At 70.7% G+C, this 18271-nt stretch carries 14 protein-coding genes; 6 read left to right on the forward strand and 8 right to left on the reverse strand.

The features are described 5' to 3' along the window. Positions 1-151: 151 nt before the first annotated feature. Positions 152-1084, reverse strand: a complete 933-nt coding sequence (locus O1R50_RS24735) for an NAD-dependent epimerase/dehydratase family protein (RefSeq protein ID WP_270112929.1) — start codon at positions 1082-1084, stop codon at positions 152-154. A gap of 71 nt (positions 1085-1155) precedes the next feature. Here O1R50_RS24735 and O1R50_RS24740 point away from each other — a divergent pair, with 71 nt between their 5' ends. After that, positions 1156-2064 carry a LysR family transcriptional regulator gene (locus O1R50_RS24740; protein WP_270112930.1) on the forward strand — a complete coding sequence of 303 codons (909 nt, stop codon included), beginning with the start codon at positions 1156-1158 and terminating at the stop codon, positions 2062-2064. A gap of 150 nt (positions 2065-2214) precedes the next feature. On the opposite strand, the gene O1R50_RS24745 is transcribed toward O1R50_RS24740, so the two are convergent. Genes O1R50_RS24745 through O1R50_RS24760 form a run of 4 tightly spaced genes read right to left on the reverse strand, consistent with a single transcriptional unit; the run spans position 2215 to position 7371 of the window. Then, the gene (locus O1R50_RS24745; RefSeq protein ID WP_270112931.1) at positions 2215-3405 is read right to left on the reverse strand and encodes a CHAT domain-containing protein; all 1191 of its coding nucleotides are present in this window, start codon (positions 3403-3405) and stop codon (positions 2215-2217) included. Continuing rightward, on the reverse strand, positions 3399-5018 hold the full coding sequence (locus O1R50_RS24750; protein ID WP_270112932.1) for a tetratricopeptide repeat protein: 1620 nt from the start codon (positions 5016-5018) through the stop codon (positions 3399-3401). The genes O1R50_RS24745 and O1R50_RS24750 overlap by 7 nt, the downstream gene beginning before the upstream one ends. Continuing rightward, a complete protein-coding gene (locus O1R50_RS24755) occupies positions 5015-6094 on the reverse strand; it encodes a hypothetical protein (protein ID WP_270112933.1) in 1080 nt (359 codons plus the stop codon). The genes O1R50_RS24750 and O1R50_RS24755 overlap by 4 nt, the downstream gene beginning before the upstream one ends. After that, positions 6091-7371: a hypothetical protein gene (locus O1R50_RS24760; RefSeq protein WP_270112934.1), complete on the reverse strand. Its 1281-nt coding sequence runs from the start codon at positions 7369-7371 to the stop codon at positions 6091-6093. The genes O1R50_RS24755 and O1R50_RS24760 overlap by 4 nt, the downstream gene beginning before the upstream one ends. 109 nt (positions 7372-7480) lie before the next feature. Between O1R50_RS24760 and O1R50_RS24765 the strand changes: the two genes are divergently transcribed. Beyond that, positions 7481-8740, forward strand: coding sequence for a PA2928 family protein (locus tag O1R50_RS24765; RefSeq protein ID WP_270112935.1), 1260 nt, complete (start codon positions 7481-7483; stop codon positions 8738-8740). 69 nt (positions 8741-8809) lie between these two features. Then, positions 8810-9598, forward strand: a complete 789-nt coding sequence (locus O1R50_RS24770; RefSeq protein WP_270112936.1) for a hypothetical protein — start codon at positions 8810-8812, stop codon at positions 9596-9598. Between the two features lie 82 nt (positions 9599-9680). Here O1R50_RS24770 and O1R50_RS24775 read toward each other — a convergent pair whose 3' ends face one another. Then, positions 9681-10091: a DUF4259 domain-containing protein gene (locus O1R50_RS24775; protein WP_270112937.1), complete on the reverse strand. Its 411-nt coding sequence runs from the start codon at positions 10089-10091 to the stop codon at positions 9681-9683. A gap of 120 nt (positions 10092-10211) precedes the next feature. Here O1R50_RS24775 and O1R50_RS24780 point away from each other — a divergent pair, with 120 nt between their 5' ends. Beyond that, positions 10212-12965 (forward strand): Hsp70 family protein, encoded by a 2754-nt coding sequence (locus O1R50_RS24780; protein ID WP_270112938.1) that lies wholly within the window; start codon positions 10212-10214, stop codon positions 12963-12965. Positions 12966-13020: 55 nt separating this feature from the next. On the opposite strand, the gene O1R50_RS24785 is transcribed toward O1R50_RS24780, so the two are convergent. After that, positions 13021-13662: a hypothetical protein gene (locus tag O1R50_RS24785; RefSeq protein ID WP_270112939.1), complete on the reverse strand. Its 642-nt coding sequence runs from the start codon at positions 13660-13662 to the stop codon at positions 13021-13023. A 252-nt stretch (positions 13663-13914) separates the two neighbouring features. Continuing rightward, positions 13915-15645: a hypothetical protein gene (locus O1R50_RS24790; RefSeq protein WP_270112940.1), complete on the reverse strand. Its 1731-nt coding sequence runs from the start codon at positions 15643-15645 to the stop codon at positions 13915-13917. Between the two features lie 216 nt (positions 15646-15861). Here O1R50_RS24790 and O1R50_RS24795 point away from each other — a divergent pair, with 216 nt between their 5' ends. Then, positions 15862-16890 (forward strand): LacI family DNA-binding transcriptional regulator, encoded by a 1029-nt coding sequence (locus O1R50_RS24795; protein WP_270112941.1) that lies wholly within the window; start codon positions 15862-15864, stop codon positions 16888-16890. A 43-nt stretch (positions 16891-16933) separates the two neighbouring features. Next, on the forward strand, positions 16934-18181 hold the full coding sequence (locus tag O1R50_RS24800; RefSeq protein WP_270112942.1) for a sugar ABC transporter substrate-binding protein: 1248 nt from the start codon (positions 16934-16936) through the stop codon (positions 18179-18181). Positions 18182-18271 lie beyond the last annotated feature (90 nt).

Raw genomic sequence — 18271 nt, forward strand, 5'->3', positions numbered from 1 at the left:
ACCGCTTGCGGATCGACCGGCCCAGGTGCTGTTCCGCTCTGCGAGAACGGGATTCAGGTTCTCGGGCTTCGCGATGAGTCGGAACGCCCGCTTGAGGATCCACGGGCACCACTGGTCGTTCACCGCCTGACGAGACCCGATCCGCGGCCCGTCACCGCTGGTGCAGCGCGGACAGTTCCGGGCCGCGCACGGCGCGCGCGACGGCTTCGCCGAGCCAGGAATCGGCGTCGCTGAAACGGAAGCCCAAGGCCGTCGCGCGGCTCGTGTCCATGCCGTAGTAGCGGTCGAACGCATAGGGCGAGGCCTCCTCCGCGAAGGCGAAGGCGGCCAGGCCACCGCCCGCGTCTTCGATCGCAGTGCAGACGTCGACGACATCCAATTCCCCAGTGGACGCCGCGTTGACCGGACCGGTGAACGTGCCCGCCGCGGCCCAATGCAGCACCGCGGCGATCTCCCAGTCGGCGATGAACGACGCGCGGTGGTTGGTGCGGTGGACCCCGATCGGCTCACCGGCGGCGATGCGGTCGATGTAATGGGCCAGCCGCCCGGTGAAGTCGTCGCCGCCGAGCACGTGCGCGCTGCGCACGGAGGCGAATGCGAACGGCCCGCCGGACAGCACTGCCTCAGCCTGCCGTTTGCCTTCGCCGTAGTGCGCCTCCGCGAAGGCCGGATCAGTCCACGGCTGCGACAGGTCGACCGGCCAGACGGCCGGATCGACCGCGGCCTCGCCGACCGGGGTACAGGGCGGGTTCCCGGCGATACGGGGGGAGCTTCGCGGGTCGTAGACCTCGACGGTCGAGGTCATCACGTACCGCGCCGTGCGGCCGTCGAAGACCCTGCGGGCGACTGCGGCCTGGCGCGGCGTGTAGCAGACCTGGTCGACGATCACGTCGAAGCGCCTGTCTCCCAGCGCTGCATGCAGCGCCCGCTCGTCGTCGCGGTCGGCGACCACATGTGTCGCCCCGGGCGGCGCGGGCCGTGAACCGCGATTCAGGACCGTCACCGCTTTGCCCTCGTCGAGCAGCCGTTCTACCAGGTGGCGGCCGAAATAGCGGCTGCCGCCGATGATGCACACCTCAGTCATGCCGTCCAGCTTCGCTTGTTAAGGTCCCCAGCGGAAGTGGTGATCTGCTAACGCTGTCGTAAGGGGAACTAATGATCGATGTGCACCGGCTGCGGATTCTCCGCGAGGTGGCCCGGCACGGCAGCTTCAACAAAGCCGCGACGGCGCTGCTCTGCACGCCCTCGGCCGTGTCCCAGCAGATCGCCGCCCTGGAGCGGACACTCGGCGCGGACGTCGTCAGCCGCAGTACCCGCGGTGTCGAACTCACTGAACCCGGACGACTGCTCGTCGAAGCGGCCGACGCCATCGCGGCCGAACTCCAACTCGTCCAGCAACAGATCGCCGAACTGTCCAGCATCACCGCCAAGCTCACGATCGCGACGTTCACCAGCGGCGGACGCCGACTGCTGCCCGATGCGCTGCAGCGCCTTTGCGCCGAGCACCCCGAGCTGGAGGTAGCGATCCTCGAGTGCGAACCCGAGGAGAGCCTGCCACTGGTGCGCTCGGGCCAGGCCGACATCGCGCTGGCCTACCATTTCGACGGCCCGCCGCCGGCGCGGCCGGGCGATCGCAGCGGACTGGAGTGGACCGAACTGATGATCGATCCACTATGGCTGGTACTGCCGCCAGGTCACCGGTTCACCGCCGACTCCGAAGTCCACTTCGCCGACCTCTCCGAAGAGCGGTGGGTCCTGGGCTGCATCAAGACCGCCGGATTCGTGCGCGACCATGCCGCGCTCGCCGGATTCGACCTTCGAGTCTCCTGCAGCGCCACCGATTACTTCTTCGCACTGTCGCTCGTCGGCGCGGGCGTCGGCATCTCCCTACTGCCGGGATTGGCGCTCGACCAGGTTCCGCCCGGCCTGACGGTCGTGCCGCTGGCGCGGCCGCGACCGTCACGCCACATCGGCGTCGCCGTCTCGCAGCGTCGCGCCGCCGCAGCGCGGCCGTACATCGATCTCCTCGCCGCCGAACTGGAGTCCGCGGCTTCGCGCCTCTAGCGCTGGCAAACTCGCCGTCGCTATCTGGCAACCGTCCACATCGCCATCATCATCAACCGGCTCCGCGACTTATCGAAAACGGCCCAGTCCTGATGGGTCAGAGCGCATTGCGCCCCTGCGTGCAAGAGGATCCCGCAATATCGCGGGTTGTCAGCCGTGAGTGGTGCCGAAGGCTGACCAGATGATCGGGGAGTCTTCGATGCGGCCTTCGGCCTCCCAGCGGGCGGCCTTGGTTCGTTGCCAGTTGTTGAGGGCCGCAACGGGGTCCGATGCGCGGTGCGCCTCATCCACAGCGATGACGACTTCGGGGATGAGCGTGGTCTCAGGGGCGGCGCCGGGGGCGAAGTGGCGGATGCCCGCGTCTGTCGGCAGCATCCAGCGGGTCGCGGTCACGTACTGGGCGCCTGCGTGGATCGCGGCGGCGACCAGGCCGACCGGTTCGGCGAAGCGGACTTCGCCGCCGCTTTCGCACGCGATGAGTGCGACCCGGTTCGGCATCCGCCAGGGGCGCGGCGCGTCGGGGCGGTGCCCCAGCACCATGTCGGCGGCCGTGAGCGGGCGGTGGCCCGCGACCAGGGCGGCGCGGCCGGTCGTGTCCGGGCCGCAGCTCAAGTGGAGGCGGGCGTCGAGGCCGTGGGCCGAGGTGGTGACGTGTCCTATGTAGAGAAATCGGGCGGCGTCGGCGAGGAGCGGTTCGATCGTGTCGCGGGTCTGGTCCGCTCTGCGGAAAGCGGTCGTGTCGAGCCCGAGCCGTTCGGCCAGCACCGGGCCTTCGGGGCCGAGGACGGATCCGAGTGCGATGCCCGCGCCGGGGACCTTCGGGTCGAGGACTGCCACCAGCTCGCCGTCGGGCCGCCATGCGGTGACCCGGCGTTCGGGTGCGTTGCGGACGGTGGCGGGCGGGAGGATCGATACGTCGGAGTGCGTCACGAACCGCTCGCCTTCGTCGGCATGGAGTGCCTCCCAGGGCACTTGGCCGGTCGAGAGCGAGGGCTGGATGCGTACGTGCGGGCGCAGGCCCTGCTCCAGGAACGCGTTGAGCTCCTGTGCGAGCCGGTAGGGGACGAGCGCGTGCGCGAGTGCTTTCGACAGCGCGAGTTCCCGTTCGCGGTCCATGAACGCCCCGGACAGCGAGCGCTCGAGTGCCTGGTCCACGGTCTCGCCCGGCAGCGGGGTCGGCAGTGCGGCGGCGAGGTCGTCGAGGGCCGGGCGCACGGAGTCTCCGGGGACCATGATGTTCTGGATCGCGCCGGGCTCGTGTTCCCAGCGCCACGAGTAGAACAGGTCGTCGGTGTCGACGAGTTTGAGCTGCACCGTGGGGCGCCGGGGGGCGTTCACCATGAGTCCACCACTTGGTCGGAGCGGATCGGGAAGCCGTAGCGCCGTTCGGTCTCGGCGATCCACAGCTCCAAAGCGGAGGGTCGGTTCGGGTTGACTCGCAGGCGCGGCGGCAGTGCGAAATGCGCGGCGGGGAAGCCGGTCGAGCTGCCGGTGATGAATGCCGAAGCGGCGAACGACAACTGGTCGGCCTCGAAGTCGTGAACGGGGAACTCGAATGGTTCGGCCGCTGTGAACTCGGCGGGTTGGGGCGGTGCGTGGAGTGAGACCGTGGCGCTCATGTGCTCGAGGAGTTCGGAGATGAGGGCGCCGTCGCCCACGGTCATCGCCAGGTGCAGTGCGTGGGCCATCGCGGGGATCGCGACCGTGGCCGCCCACTGCTCCCGGGCCGGGCCGGGCGCGTACTGGTGGCGGATCGCGTCGGTGGCGAGGGCCGACGGCAGGGAGAGGTACAGCGCGCTCAGCAGCAGCCGTTGCTGCTCCTGGGGGTCGGTCTCGCGCTCGAACGCGTCTGCGATCGCGATTGAGCGCCGCATGTCGAGCCGCGCCACCTGGTATGGCGCGCCCGTCGCCTCGTACAGTGCGCGGGCTTCGAGGTACGCGTGCTCGGCCTCCTCGAGGCCGGTGTCCGCTGCGAGCATGTCGCCGAGGAGCGCGAGGGCTTCGGCCAGCATGACCACGTGGCCCGCTTCACGGAGCGTCTCGATGGCTTGCGGCAGTAGGGAACGCGCGAGGTCGATCTCGTTGTTCTGGAACGCGACGTGCGCGCGGCTGGAGCGGATCTCGGCGGCGCGCAGCGGCTGCTGGCCGTCGAGGAACGCCTGCTCGGCGGTGGCGAGGAGCCGCTCGGCCGTGTCGAGATCGCCTTGGCGGGCGGCGCTGCGGCCCTGGTTCGCGATCGCGAGCGCGGCCGCGACGGGATCGCCGGACGCGGTGTGGATCTGCTCGGCCAGGCGCAGATAGGCCGTGGCGGCGTCGTGGTCGTTGTGGGCCTGCGCGATCATGGCCAGGTTCGAATAGGGGTGCCCGGCAAGGCGCGGGTCGTGGGCGGTCGCCAGTTCGAGGGAGTGGCGGGCGGCGGCGTCGGCCTCGTCGAGGCGTTCGAGGCGGATGAGCTGCACGGTGCGGGTGTTGTGGAGCGTGAAAGCCAGCAGCCGGTTGTTGTGGCCGGCATCGGTCTCGTCGATGAGTTCCAGGGCCGCATCGAGGTCGGTGAGCGCGTCGTCGAAGCGGCCGAGGAGCTGGTACGTCTGGGCGCGCTGGATGAGGACGTTGGTCCGCACCGCGACGGTGCCGTACCGGTCGCCTGCGCCGTGTTCGGCGCTGTCGCAGGCGAAGAGCGCTTCCTCGGCGAGGCGCAGCGCCTCGCCGGTGTCGCCGCGGGCCTCAGCGAGGGAGGAGAGGTTCCCGAGGACTCTCGCGCGGGCGTCGAAACCGGCGGCGTCGAGGTCGTCGACGAGGGTCAGCCGGTAGGCCTCCTCGAACATCGCGGCCGCTTCGGTGGTGCGGCCTTCGGTGAACAGGCGCGCGGCGGTGTTGTTCAGGTCCCGGAACGGCGCCCAGCGCGGACCGGTGGTTTCCTTGCCGTGCACGCCGATCAGGTCGTCGTCGGTCATGCGGCACGCTCGGCGAGGCTGGCCGCGGGGTCGGTGAGGCGTTCGCGCGCGAATTCGATGATCTCGGCGCGGTGCGGCGAGCGCCTGGGGTCGTTCCGTTCGTCGCCGACCGAGAAGTCCGGGGCGAATACATGCAGCACTCGTCGATCCGCTGGAAGCAGGAGCAGCGCTTGCGGGGCCTCGGTTTCGCCGCTGTAGCTCCGGGTCTCCGGATCGAGGATCAGCGGCAGTTCGACGCCGCCGATGCGAGCGGTGAGGTGCAGGTCGCGGGCCTCGGGTGCGGCGGGGACGGTGACCGTGATCGTCAACCCGCCCTCCCGCTGCGTCAAGGTCCAGGCCGCCCCGGCGGCGGCATCGACGAGGCCTTGGGGGACTTGCGTCCAATCCACGGGTGCGCCGCCGCTGGCGAGCGCGAAGTCGACGGCGCGGTCGCCGCCCGCCGCCAGAGCCCAGTCTTCCTGTCGCAGATGCACGGGCTCGCGTCGCAGCGCGACGCCGTAATCCTCGGCCAGGTCTTCGAGAGCGGCCGTGAGCTCGGAGGCCCCGAGTGCCGGGTCGAGGGCTTCCGCAGCGGTGGCGTCGGCTTCGGCGAGGGCTCGCTCCACGGCTTCCTCGTCGTCGAGCAGGTGCTCGACCGCCGCGGTGCGCCAGGCGGCTTCGGCCCGCAGGAGTCCGGTGTCGAGCGCGGGTATGGCCGCCGCGTGCGAGGACGGCCACCACGCTTCTGCCCACCGCAGGTGCGCGAGCCGTCGGGCGGCGTCGAGGACCGGCGATTCCCATTCGGTCGCAATGGAGTCCGATGCGTGAAGGATCGCGTCGGCCGCGTCAGGTCCGTAGATCTCCCACAGCCAATCGGCGGCGAGGGCCTCGTCGTGGATTTCGGCGTCGGGGTGTGGGCTGCGGTCCAGGACGTCCCAGTACAGGAGCGCGCCGCGCGCCTCGGTGAGCGCGGTGCACTCCGGATGCGGCCGATGCGGGGGAAGCTGCTGCGCCACTTCCGGAGCGAGATGCGGTCGCGGCCGCCTGGACTCCACGAGGGTCATGCCCCGGACGCGTCTGACCTGAAACGCGGTCATGCCCTGCCTCCGTCCCGTTCGAGGAGACGCCGGAGCCGGTCGCGCTGGTCGAGGAGGACCGAGCGGAAGACGCCGTCGAGCAGGTCCCACACCTGGTCCGCCGCTGTGGGTTCGCCGCGCAGTTCGCGGCCGTGCAGGCGCGCCCACAGCCGCCGCAGGTACGGCTCCTGCACGTTCATGATCTCCCACTTGAGATCTTCGGGCACCTTCGCCGATTCGGGGTCGGGCTGCCGGAGCACCGCATGGACGTACGCTTCGCGGGAATAGCGGGCCTGCAATCGCCCGTTGGCATCCGATCGCGTCCTGCCGGGGCCCGTCCAGTAGTCGATGCCGCTGCTGGCATCGCGTCCGAGCGCCATGGCGACGCGGCTGGGTTCCTCGGAGAGCTGCCAGGCGGCGGCGGAGCGGTGGATCTCGCCGACGACCATCGAAGGGATGTCGGCCATGGACTCGCGGTGGAACGCGGCAGTGAACGCCGCGAAGAGTCGCTCCATGATGGACCGGTCGAACGGTGGCGGCAGCTGCCGCTTCGACGCCCGGTCGCCGAGAACCGGCGGTATCGGGCGTTCCTCAGCAGTCAGTCCGTAGTCGAGGGCGACCCTGGGCTTGTCGAGTTCGGCTGCCTCGGCAGTGCCGATCCCGTTGGCCGCCAGCGCCTTCCACAGGCGCTCGTCGGGTCTCGTCGCGCACACGTCCAGGAACGCGGCGAGCCCGTCCTGCGGCACCGGTTGCGGCGCCGCCCGATCCTCCCAGGCGTTCTGGAGCAGCCCCGCGAGCCGCACCACCTGGTCGGGATCGGTCATGAAGCGGCGCAAGCGGTCCACCGTCACCTCGCCGCGCTCTGCCCGAACGTCGGCCACGGTTTCCGCCGCGATCGACTCCGCGTCGGGGAGGCCGTGGGGATCGCCGTGCTCATGCGCGAGTTCGAAGCAGCGCTGGAAGTAGAGGTCCTGCGGGTTGCCCTCGGTGACGCCCGCGCGCCGCCGGGCCTGCTTCAGCAGCCGGAACCAGGCCGCGGTCGCGGCCAGCGCGGGGCCCGCGTCCGACACCGCGCGGCGCAGCTCGTCCACGTGCTCGACGCCGATGAGTCCGCCCGCGAAACGCGGATTCAGGTTGGGGCGCAGGACGAGCGGGTCGAGGAGCAGCTTCACGGTGCGCGCGAGCGGGCGCCCCGAGGCGTTGCTCAGGGGCGCAACGGCATCGCCGAGCTGTGCCCACGCGTCAGCGATGAGCATGCCCCTGGGCACGGCCGCGCCGGCCGCGATGGTCTGCGCCATGGCCCGAAGTCTAGTCGGATGGGACCGCGCCCGGGCCGCGATGAAGTTGTGATCGGTAGCGGCCGAAGCGGCGCGATGCTGACGGGACCAGCCCCGAAGGAGGCCCGCCATGAGCCACGTCCCCGGATACGCCTCAGCCCAGCCGTTCCCGACCCGCCAGCAGGTCGTGCGGTCCCCGTACGGCACGCCGACCCATCCGCTGACGCCGAAGACCAAGCGGCCGTACCGTTTCGGCTTCCTGTGGCTGGTCCTGGTCCCGTCTCTGGGCATCGGCGGCGCTGCGATCGGCGGCGAGTACCTGTCCGCGCCCGAACCGGACATCGCGCTCCAGTCCGGCATCGGCTTCGCCCGCCACGACGGCACCGACTTGGCGCTGGTCCCGTACGACCGCAACGGGTCGGGGGACTTGATCACCTCGTTGCAGCACGAGATGTTCGAGGTCCGGATGGCCGCGGTCGACCTCGCCACCGGCGACACCGAGTGGGACGTGCTGCTTTCGGACGAGCTGTCCTGGAGGACGGCCGTAGTCGCGGCGGGGGAGCAGTACGCGTACCTCGCCTCGGACGACGGGCTGATGATCCTCGACCTCGCCGACGGCGACGTCGTCACCGAAGCGGGCGATGTGCCCGGTCTCGAAGGGTCCCAGTCGGTCTCGGGCGCGGCCTACGGTTTCGACCCCGCGATCGGCGCCGTCGTCGCGCTCGACGTCAACGGCGGCGTTCACTCGATCCCGCTCGATTCGCTCGAGGCCGCGCCCGCCGATGCGGACACCACGGCCACCTGGTCCGGTGTGCTCTTCGCGGAAGGCTCCGTGCCCGACATCGGCGGGATGACCGGCACCGAAGCGCTGCTCGCCGACGGCGAGAGCTCGGTGCGGCTCGAGCCGACCGCCGACGGCGCGCTCGGCGCCGGCCTCGTCCTCGAAGGCCCCGAAGGCGAACGCGCACTCGGCACCCGCGTGTTCTACGGGGCCGGGATCGTCCTCGACCAGTCCTCGCTGGTCTCCACGTTCAGTGTGGAGATCGACGTCGACGAACTCATCGAGGAGTTCATGGAGGACGCGGCCGCCGCGGGGCAGGACCTCTGGACCGGGCTCGGCAGCACCGCCGCCGGGGCCGGCTCCGGGCACGCCCTCGTTGAGCACCAGCCCGATCCGGCGGTGGAGGCGTACGCACTCCACGTCGTCGACCTCGCCACCGGCCAGGTCACCGCCTCACTCGAGACCGGCAGCCGTCTGGGCCGGGCCCTCACCGGCCCCGCGGGCCACACCGTTGTGATCGCCGCGCCCGAGGGCTCCTTCTGGCTCGGCGACCTCGTGGTCGTCGCCCCCGAAGGCTCGATCGAACGCGTCGAGATCGGCCGCGACTGACCGAAACCTGTGACCGGTAGGCGCAGGATCCCACCGAAACTGAACCCACGAACCCGAAAGGAACACCTCATGTTCAAGACCATCGCCGTCATCGGCATCATCGTCGGCGCCGCCCTCACCGTCGTGTACGTCTTCACCGGTCTCACCAGCGACAGCCCCGTCGCCTGGGCGAACGGCTGGATGGCCGGACCGATCCTCCTGCTCGCCGTCCTCCCCATGCTCTCCATCTCCCGCATGGCCGACGGCGCGATCCGCGAGATGCGCGGCGCCGTCGCGAAGGGCTTCGAAGGCGCCCCGATCGCCATGGGCACCATCGTCTCCGCCACCCGCACCGGCCTGAGCATCAACGACCAGCCGCAGCTGGAGATCCTCTTCGACGTCGACACCATGGACGGCCAGTCGTTCCGGGGCGTCGCCAAGGCGATCATCGACATCACCGAGGTCGCGTCCGTCGTCCCCGGCGCAATCCTGCCCGTCCGATACCGCCCCGGCAGCACCGACGGGAGGGTCGCCATCGCCGTCGACGCCCCGCAGCAGGAACTGCAGGCCGTGCTCGACCGGGTGCGCGTCGCCAAGGGCCTCGTCACGCCCCGCCAGCTCCAGATCGCCGAGCAGGGCGTCGAAGCCAAGGCGGTCGTGCTGGCGCTGAGCCCGACCGGTGAGATCCAGGGCGACCGCGCCGTCATGGACCTGAAGTTCCGCGTCACCCGTGCCGACCTGTCGACGTTCGACCTCGACCAGCGCAAGCCGATCGACGCGAGCGCGGTGCCGCAGGTGCAGCCGGGCATGGTCGTCCGGGTCAAGTACCTCCCGCACGACGAGTCGGAGCTGGTGGTCATCACCGCCCTCAATCCGTGACGGGCCTCAGGGTCTCGATCCCGCCGGACGCGAGGTCGAGGCCCGGGGCTCACGCGGCGGAGGCCGCCTCGAGGACCGCACGTCAGTGCGCGGCGAGCACCGTTCGGTAGGGCGCCAGCAGTTCCAGCACCTTCTCGAGCGCGCCGGCGTCGGTCCACAGGTCGTGCCACTCGTTCTCGCGCGGGTCGGTGACGCGGTCGAAGACCCGCAGAGCCTCCAGCCGCAGCTCGCCGTCGGCCTCGAACGGGTGGGACGCGAGCAGCGCTTCGGCAGACCCGCTCCCCGGATCGGCGCCGAGTCGAGCCGCGACCAGCACGGCCGCCGCCACGGCGGCATCGGCCTCAGGGTTCTCGAGGTAGTCCTCGCTGCCGGTGGCCTCGCGCATCGCGCCGAGCAGGCCGCTCTTGACCGCGCCCGGATCGGCGTCGGCCAGATCGGCCACGCAGTCGAGCGCCGCGTCGTTCTCGAACGGCCCGTATCCCCAAGCCCCCATGTGGTGCCCCGTTCTCCAGATCGGATGATGGCGCCACAGTAGATCAGGGGTCCGACACCGCGATATCCTCGCGGAGGATCGCCGGTCCCCGCCCCTTCACCGCCCGAGAACAGGACCGCCTTGCAGACCCCCGTATGGCTCGCCGTCGACCTCGGCACCACCCACACCGTCGCCGTCGTCGGCCGCGAAGGCCAAGAACCCCGCTCGCTGCTCTTCGACGGCTCGCCGCTGCTCCCTTCCGGCGTGTACCTCGACGCCGAGGGCGAACTCCACACCGGCCGCGACGCCCAGCGCCTCGCCGCCGCCGACCCCGCGCGCTTCGAACCGCATCCCAAGCGCCGCATCGACGACAGCGCGGTGCTCCTCGGCGACCGCGAAGTGCCCGTCGAGGAGCTCCTCGCCACCGGGTTGCGCCGCGTCGCCGAAGCCGCCGCCGCCTCGGGACAGAAGCCGACCCAGACCGTCCTGACCTACCCCGCCGACTGGGGCCCGGTCCGCCGCGCCGTCCTCGAACGCGCGGCGGTGCTCGCCGGTTTCGGCCGCGTCAGGCTCCTGGCCGAACCCATCGCCGCCGCAACGTATTGCGCCGAGATCCTCGGGCGGGAGATCCCGCGCGGCGGCGCCGTCGCCATCTTCGACTTCGGCGGCGGCACCTTCGACGTGGCCGTGGTGCGCCGCGAAGACGACGACTCCGGGCGCTTCCGCACCCTCGCCGTCGGCGGCCTCGACGACCTCGGCGGGCTCGACGTCGACATGGCCCTCGCCGCCCACCTCGGCCGCATCGTCGCGGGCCGCGATCCCGAACTGTGGCAACGGCTCTCCGAACCCGAGACGACCGCCGACCTGCGCGACCGCCTCGCGTTCTGGGGCGAGGTGCGGGCCGCGAAGGAGATGCTCTCGCGCACCTCGACCGCGCCCGTCGCGCTCCCCGGCCACAACCCGATGGGCCTGCACCTCACCCGGGACGAGCTGCAGTCCCTCGCCGACCCGTTCGTCTCGCGCGCGGTCGACGAGACCCGCCGCACGGTCGAACGCGCGGGGGTCGCCCCCGCCGAACTCGCCGCGCTGCTGCTCGTCGGCGGGTCAAGCCGGATGCCGCTCGTCGCCACCCGGCTGCACGCCCGCCTCGGCGTCGCGCCCGCCGTGCCCGAGCAGCCCGAACTGCCGGTCGCCTTCGGCGCCTTGCGGTTCGCCGTCACCGACCGGGGCGACCCGGCGGGTTCGACGCCGCCTCGCACGCCCCCGGCGGGCGAGCCCGGCGTGCTGAACTACGCGCCGTACCCGGTGGTCGGAGTCCCGTCCCCGCCCCCGACCCCTGTCGGCGGTCACCCCTCGCCCGCGCCGCCTCCGACGCCTGCCGGCACGCTGCCGCCGCGCGCCGACTTCACCCCGCAGGCGCCCCTGCATCTGAACCTCCGCGACAGGCCCTCACCGCCGCCGCAGATCCGGCGGTTCCTCATGGGCGTCGTCGCTTCCACACTCGTGATCGTGATCGGCATCGTCTTCGCCCTCACCCGAGTCGAATGGCCGGACTTCAGCGACGGTCTCCAGGTCGGTGACCTCGTCGGCGATTCCGGTCCCGACCTCGTGTCGGTGTACGAGCAGCAGCTCGGCGGCGCCGGCACGGGCGCCGTGGTCGCCGCCGCGGATATGGCGGTCTTCGCCGAAGTCACCGCGGGCCGCACGACCGCGTACGCCGTCGGGTCCGACGGCACCGCACTGTGGACGAACGAGTACGAGCTCGAGCCAGAAACGATCCACCTCATGGTCGTCGGCGACCTGCTCATCCTGGACGCCATGTACTCCGCCACCGACGAGGGCCGCACCATGCGCGCCGCAGCCCTGCTCTCGACCGGCGAATTCCTCTGGAAGCAGCCGTGGGAGTACCGTACCGACGTCGCGTTCTACGGCACCGAAGTCATCGTCGAGCAACGCGACGGCTTCGACGACAACGCCGCGATCCGCATCGACCTGGCCACCGGCGAGGAGGTGTGGAGGAAGAAGGGCCCCGAGAGCCTGTACACCATCGACGACTACCGCATCAGCGCGGCGAGCGTATGGAATGAAGGCGAAGGCGCCGGCGCGCTGCCCCCGAACTCATACTCGCTCTTCGACAACCTCACCGTCACCGAGCAGATCGTCGACCTCGACCCGGAGGCCGGCACCGCCGTCGTCCGCGACGCCTCCACAGGCGAGCAGAAGGGGAGCGGCACGCTCCCGATCGACGACGACCACTGGACGGTCTACGGCGGCTTTGTCATCGCCCGCGCCTCGGAAGAGGCCTCCCCGGGCCGCGACACCCTGGTCGCCTACTCGCTCGACGACTTCATCGCGGCGGGCAGCGCCGAGCCCGCCGACATCGACCCGGCATGGAGCGTCGAGCTCGAAGTCTCCTACGCCATCGAGGAGGTCAAAGCCTGTGGGCCCCAGTTGGTGTGCGCCGCCCTGGACCATACCGACGGCCAGGACAAGACCGTCGCCTACGACACCGCGACCGGCGAGCAGGTCTGGGAAGTCGTGGTCGACTGGGCCGACGAAGAGCACTGGTACACCTCGCCGGACGGCCTGGTCTTCGGCGACCAGACCTTCGACACCGTCGACACCGCACGGGTACTGGACTTCGATGGCGGCGAGACCGTGGAAGGCGAGCTGTTCGTCTCGGCCCTGGCGGTCCAGGGCGGCCGGGCGGTGATGGACGGCTCGTACATCGGCGGCTGGGAGGTCTCCGTGGTGGACATGGCGACCGGCAAGGCGTCGGCAGGGGCGGACATCGGTGCGGACCTCGCCGAGCACGCCTCCCTCTCCGGCGACCTCCTCGCCGTCCTCACCGGCGACAACCGGGCGCTCGTCTTCTCCATCCCGGCCCTGACGTGAGCAGGGCCGGGCCCGCATCGCGGACCCGGCCCTCGCCCAGCGGATCGACCAGGTCTCACCGACGCAGCGCTGCGGCGACGTCGATGGTGCGACCGACGCGTTCGACGAGCGGCGCCGGTCCGCCGGCCGCCCGCAGGAGCTCCCGCAGAGCAGTGACCGGATCGGTGTAGGGATCGCCGCCGAGCATGGCCAGCATCCCGGCGACGGCTTCGAGTTCCCCTCGGGCCACGTACTTCGCGGCGATGGGGATCATGGCCAGCGCGAACGTGCTCGGATCGGACTCGGCCGGGGCGGTGCCGCGGCCGTGCCGATCGAGGGCGTCGAACAATGCCAGCTCGCCTCGGCGGCCTTCGCCCGCCAGGAGCCGGGCTTCGACCGGCACCGGCAGATCCGCGGGCCAGGCGTACCAGTCAACCCAGACCAGCAGGGGCCCGGTGAGGTACGCGGCACCGATGTAGCCGCCGCCCGCCGGGCCGTTCGCGGGGTTGTCCAGGACGAACGCCGGATCGCCGACAGGGGCCGGGCCCGGGGAGACGACGAGGTCCAGATCGCTCCATGCGTCGGCTTCGCCGGCCGCGAAGGAGCCGATCTGCCACAGGGCCCCGAAACCGGCGTCGGCGGTGATCCGGCGCAGCAGGGCGTCGCGGGCCTCGGCATGCCCGGCCAGGATCTGCTCGGCTTCGTTGCGGTCCATCATCGGCCGCGGGAGGTGCCGAGCGGCTTCACGAAGCGGACCCGCGTCCGCTGCCGCACCTGGGGCAGGCCGCTGTGCCCGTGTCCTCGAATGGTGACCATGGAGCCCATCGTCGTCGGCGGTCCGGCCTGGCACAAGCGGATATCGGCAGGACTCCGCGTTCGCGGTGTCGGGGCAGGTCGGCACGGGCGTCGGTGGGTGTCCACGTGAATGCCGGGCCCGCATCGCGGACCCGGCCCCTTCCCAGGGATTCGATCAGGTCAACCTGATGTTGTCGAGCTCGGCGTAACCGGTCCCGCCGCTGAAGTACGGCGAGCCCTTCGCCAGGCGGATCACGTTGTAGCCCGCCTTGAGGTTGACGGTGACGTTCACCGTGCTGAACTGCCCCCAGCCCGCGGTCGGCGGGTAGGTCACTGTGAACCAAGCACTGCCGTTGTAGGCCAGGCCGTGCGTGGAGTTCGCTCCGGTGCCGTTGGCGTACCGGATGGTCATCGTGTAGCTCCGCGCGGTCGGGACGTTCACCGTGAAGTCCACGAAGGACTGCGAGCGCATGTCCGCCGAGCCGTCGATCTGTCCCACGTAGTAGCCGTTCGACGCGTTGCCCGAGCCGAAGGTGTTGGCGTTCACTACGGTCTGGTTCTCGGCTTCGTACACCTGCTGCCACGAGGTGGTCGGACCGCCCACCGGGGTGACGACCAGCTGGTAGGCCGCCTCGGCGTCCATGTTGTTGACCGGCACCGAGATCGCGCCGTTCGAGACGTTCATCGTCGTGGTCGAGATCGTGGTCGGCGCCGAGACGGCGGTGTGGCGGCCCGAACCCGGCGTGGACAGGAGCTGGACGCGCACCTGCGAACCGAACGACCCGAGCCCTTCGACCCGGACCGTGTTGTTCCCGTAGTCGCCGCCGAAGACCGTGTTCACGATCTTCCGGGTCGAGTCGTAGGAGGCGACGCCGTCGAGCCAGGACTGCGGCGTGGTCTCCACGATGTTGCCGGTCATCGCGCCGTACCAGCGGTACAGCCAGTACGAGGCCGTCGGCTGGTTCTGCAGCGTGAACAGCCCGTCGAACGTCCCGGCCTCGAACCAGTACGCCCGGTGCGCCTCGCGCGCCCCGTGCCGCTCCAGCACCGACATCCAGTGCAGCGCAACCGAAGGGATGTCCATCTGGTTGTAGCTGTTGTACTCGTTGATCGCGATCGGCCGGTCCGCGATCCCCAGCGAGTCCTCGATGGCGCGGTAGTCGGCCACGTGCTCGTCGAAGTTGTTCCAGTCCATGTCGCCCAGCTCGTGCCACACGATCACGTCGGGCACGGTGTTCGTGTTCTTCGCGTGGGTCAGGAACGAGACCATCCGGTTGTGGTTGTAGTACGAGTCGCTCGGGCCCACGATCGGCGTCACCGGGTCGAGCGAGTCCACGAGCTTGTACGTGCGCGCCCAGCCCTCGTTGAACGATCCGGCCGCGCTGGAGTTCCAGGTCCAGTCCGGCTCGTTCCACAGCTCCCAGCCGCGGATGTTCGTCATGTCGGTCTCGGCCAGGCGGGCCTGGACCTGCGCGCGGACCTTGGACTCCCAGTCGGCCCAGCCCTGCCACTGGTAGGGGAACGACGGGTAGATGTCGGGCATCCGGATGAACTGCTGCGCGCCGGCCCGGATGAGGTTGTCGCCCACGTCGAGCGAGTCGCAGCACGGCTCGGTCGCGCCGTTGCCGAGGTGCGTGGTGCCCGGCGCGGGCTGCGTGAAGCTGGTCGGGTTGAGCGGCAGCAGCATCGCGGTGGTCGGCTGCGAGTCCGAGCCGACGCCGTAGAGGCCGCCGGAGGCGACCTGCGTCGCCGGGCGGACGACGTCGGCGATGTTCACCGTGAGCGTGAGGCCCGCCGCTTGGGACGGGACCGCGCTTCCGGCTATGACCGCGCCGAGGGCGAAGGCGATGACGCCCGCGCGCGTCGCAGCCCGGCGGAACCGGGGAAATCTGCGGGTGGTTTGCATGAGTGCTCCTAGTCGAAAGGTCGAACCGGTTCGACACGTCGATGGAGATCTGACGCTAGTTTCGAACTTCGTTCGATGCAAGTTCTTCGATATAACAAAGGCATATACACGGGAAACGTCCACAGCCCCCACTTGCATCAGACGCGTCACGGGGTTATGCTCCGAACCGGTTCGACGATTTCAGCACTGGATCGAACCGGTTCGGAGGAAGCAGTCATGGTCAACATCGGCGACGTCGCCCGCGCCGCGGGCGTGGCCCGCTCGACCGCGTCGTACGCGCTGACCGGCAAGCGCGCCGTCTCCGACGAGGTACGGATGCGGGTCCGCCAGGCCGCCATGGAACTCGGCTACACCCCGAACGCCGGCGCGCGGGCCCTCGCCACCTCCCGCTCCAACGTCATCGGGCTCCTCGCCCAGTTCCTCCCCGACGAGTTCGCGCCCGCGATGCTCCAGTACCTCCAAGGCGTCACCGACACCGCCCGCGACCTCGGCTACGACATCCTGCTCAGCTCCGACGCCGACGGCCGCAGCGCGCTCAAGCGCATCACCGACTCCCGCATGGTCGACGGCGTCGTGCTCCTCAACGTCGCCGAAGACGACGACCGCCTGCCCGTGCTCCGCGCCGCCCTCCAACCCGGCGCGCTCGTCGGCCTCCCGCGCGACTGCACCGGCGTCGACGTCTTCGACCTCGACTTCGAAGAGGCCGGCCGCGCCATGGTCGAGCACCTCGCCCGCCTCGGCCACCGCGAACTCATCCTCGTCTCGCAGCCCGAGCACGTCGTCGAACGCGGCGGCGCCTACGTCTGGCGCCTCCAGAACGCCGCCCTCGAAGCCGCCGCGGCCAAAGGCCTCACCCTCCACACCGTGTTCGGCGCCGCCACCCAGCCCGACATCGGCCGCGACCTGAACGCCCTCCTCGACGCCCACCCCGGCGCGACCGGCCTGCTCCTCAACAACGAGGCCGCCGCCGCCGCGCTCCCCACCGTCCTGCGCGCCCGCGACATCGACGTCCCCGCCGACCTCTCGGTCATCGGCCGCTACTCCGACGAATTCGCGCGCACCTTCTCCCTGCCCTACTCCTCGATCGAGAGCGCCCCGGACCGTTTGGGCCGCATGGCCGTACGCCAACTCGTGCGCCGCATCGAGAAGCAGGTCCCCGAGAGCGACCCGTACGTGGTGCGGTTCGTCCACCCAGAACTCGTCGACCGGGGCAGCACCGCTGCGCCGACGGCATCCCGGCAGTAACCCATCCCTCAATGCAGTAACCCGTTCAAGGAGGAACACCCGAATGCGACCGACCAGACCCCTTTTCAAGGCCGCGGCCGCAGGCGTCGCCTGCGCCGCCATGGCCTTCGCCACCGCCTGCTCGTCCGGCGGCACCACCGACCAGGACGCCGACACGTACACGTGGTGGGACCCGTACCCCCAGCACGCCGAGGACTCCGACTGGGCCAAGCGCGTCGCCGCCTGCGGCGACGAGGCCGGGGTGACCATCGAACGCACCCCCTTCGACACCACCGCGCTCACCAACCAGGCGCTCCTCGCGGCCCAGGAAGGCACCAGCCCGGACGTCATCCTGCTCGACAACCCGGCCGTCTCCACCCTCGCCGACACCGGCATGCTCACCACAGTGGACGAACTCGGCCTCGACGTCTCCGGCGTCGACGAGAACCTCCTCGCCGCGGGCGTCGTCGACGACGAGACCTACGGCATCCCCGTGGGCGCCAACACGCTCGCGCTCTACTACAACGCCGACGTGCTCACCGCCGCCGGCGTCGACCCCGCCTCCGTCACCGACTGGGCCTCCCTCACTACCGCGCTCGCGCAAGTTACCGATAACGGCGCCAAGGGGATCACCTTCGCCGGCATCGGCACCGAAGAAGGCTCCTTCCAGTTCCTGCCCTGGTTCTGGGGCGCCGGAGCCGACCTCCGCCAGCTCGACTCGCCCGAAGCCGTCGCCGCCCTCGAACTCTGGACCGGCTGGCTCGACGCGGGCTACGCGCCCGACTCCGTCATCACCAACTCCCAGAACACCACCTGGGAGGAATTCCTCACCGGCGAATACGCCTTCGCCGTCAACGGCACCTGGCAGGTCAACAGCGCGCTCGACGCCGGGTTCAACACCGGCGTCATCCCGCTGCCCGCCCAGAACGGCGGCACCGCGCCCGCGCCCACCGGCGGCGAGTTCGTCATCGCCCCCGTCCAGGCCGACACCGAGCGCTACGACGTCACCCGCCAGATCGTGGAGTGCATGACCACCCCCGAGGGCTTCGTCGAGACCGCCACCACCTTCGCCTACTACATCCCGCCGACGGCCGATGGCCAGGCCGCGCTGCTCGAGGCCCAGCCCGAGCTCCAGCCGTGGGTCGACGCCGTCCGAGGCGCCAAGGGCCGCACCAGCGACAACCTCGGCACCGACTACCCGATGATCTCCGAAGCGCTCTGGACCGCCGTCCAGAACGCCCTCTCCGGCTCGGCCACCCCGGCCGACGCCCTGGCCCAGGCGCAGGCCGACGCGACCGCGGCCACCGAATAAGACGGAGTTGCCATGACCACGACCTCGGTCACCACGACCGGCCGTGCGTCCGGCAGTGCGGCGGGGCCCCCGCCCCCCCCCCCCCCCCCC

This window comes from Glycomyces luteolus, assembly GCF_027622875.1.
Lineage (GTDB): Bacteria > Actinomycetota > Actinomycetes > Mycobacteriales > Micromonosporaceae > Glycomyces > Glycomyces luteolus.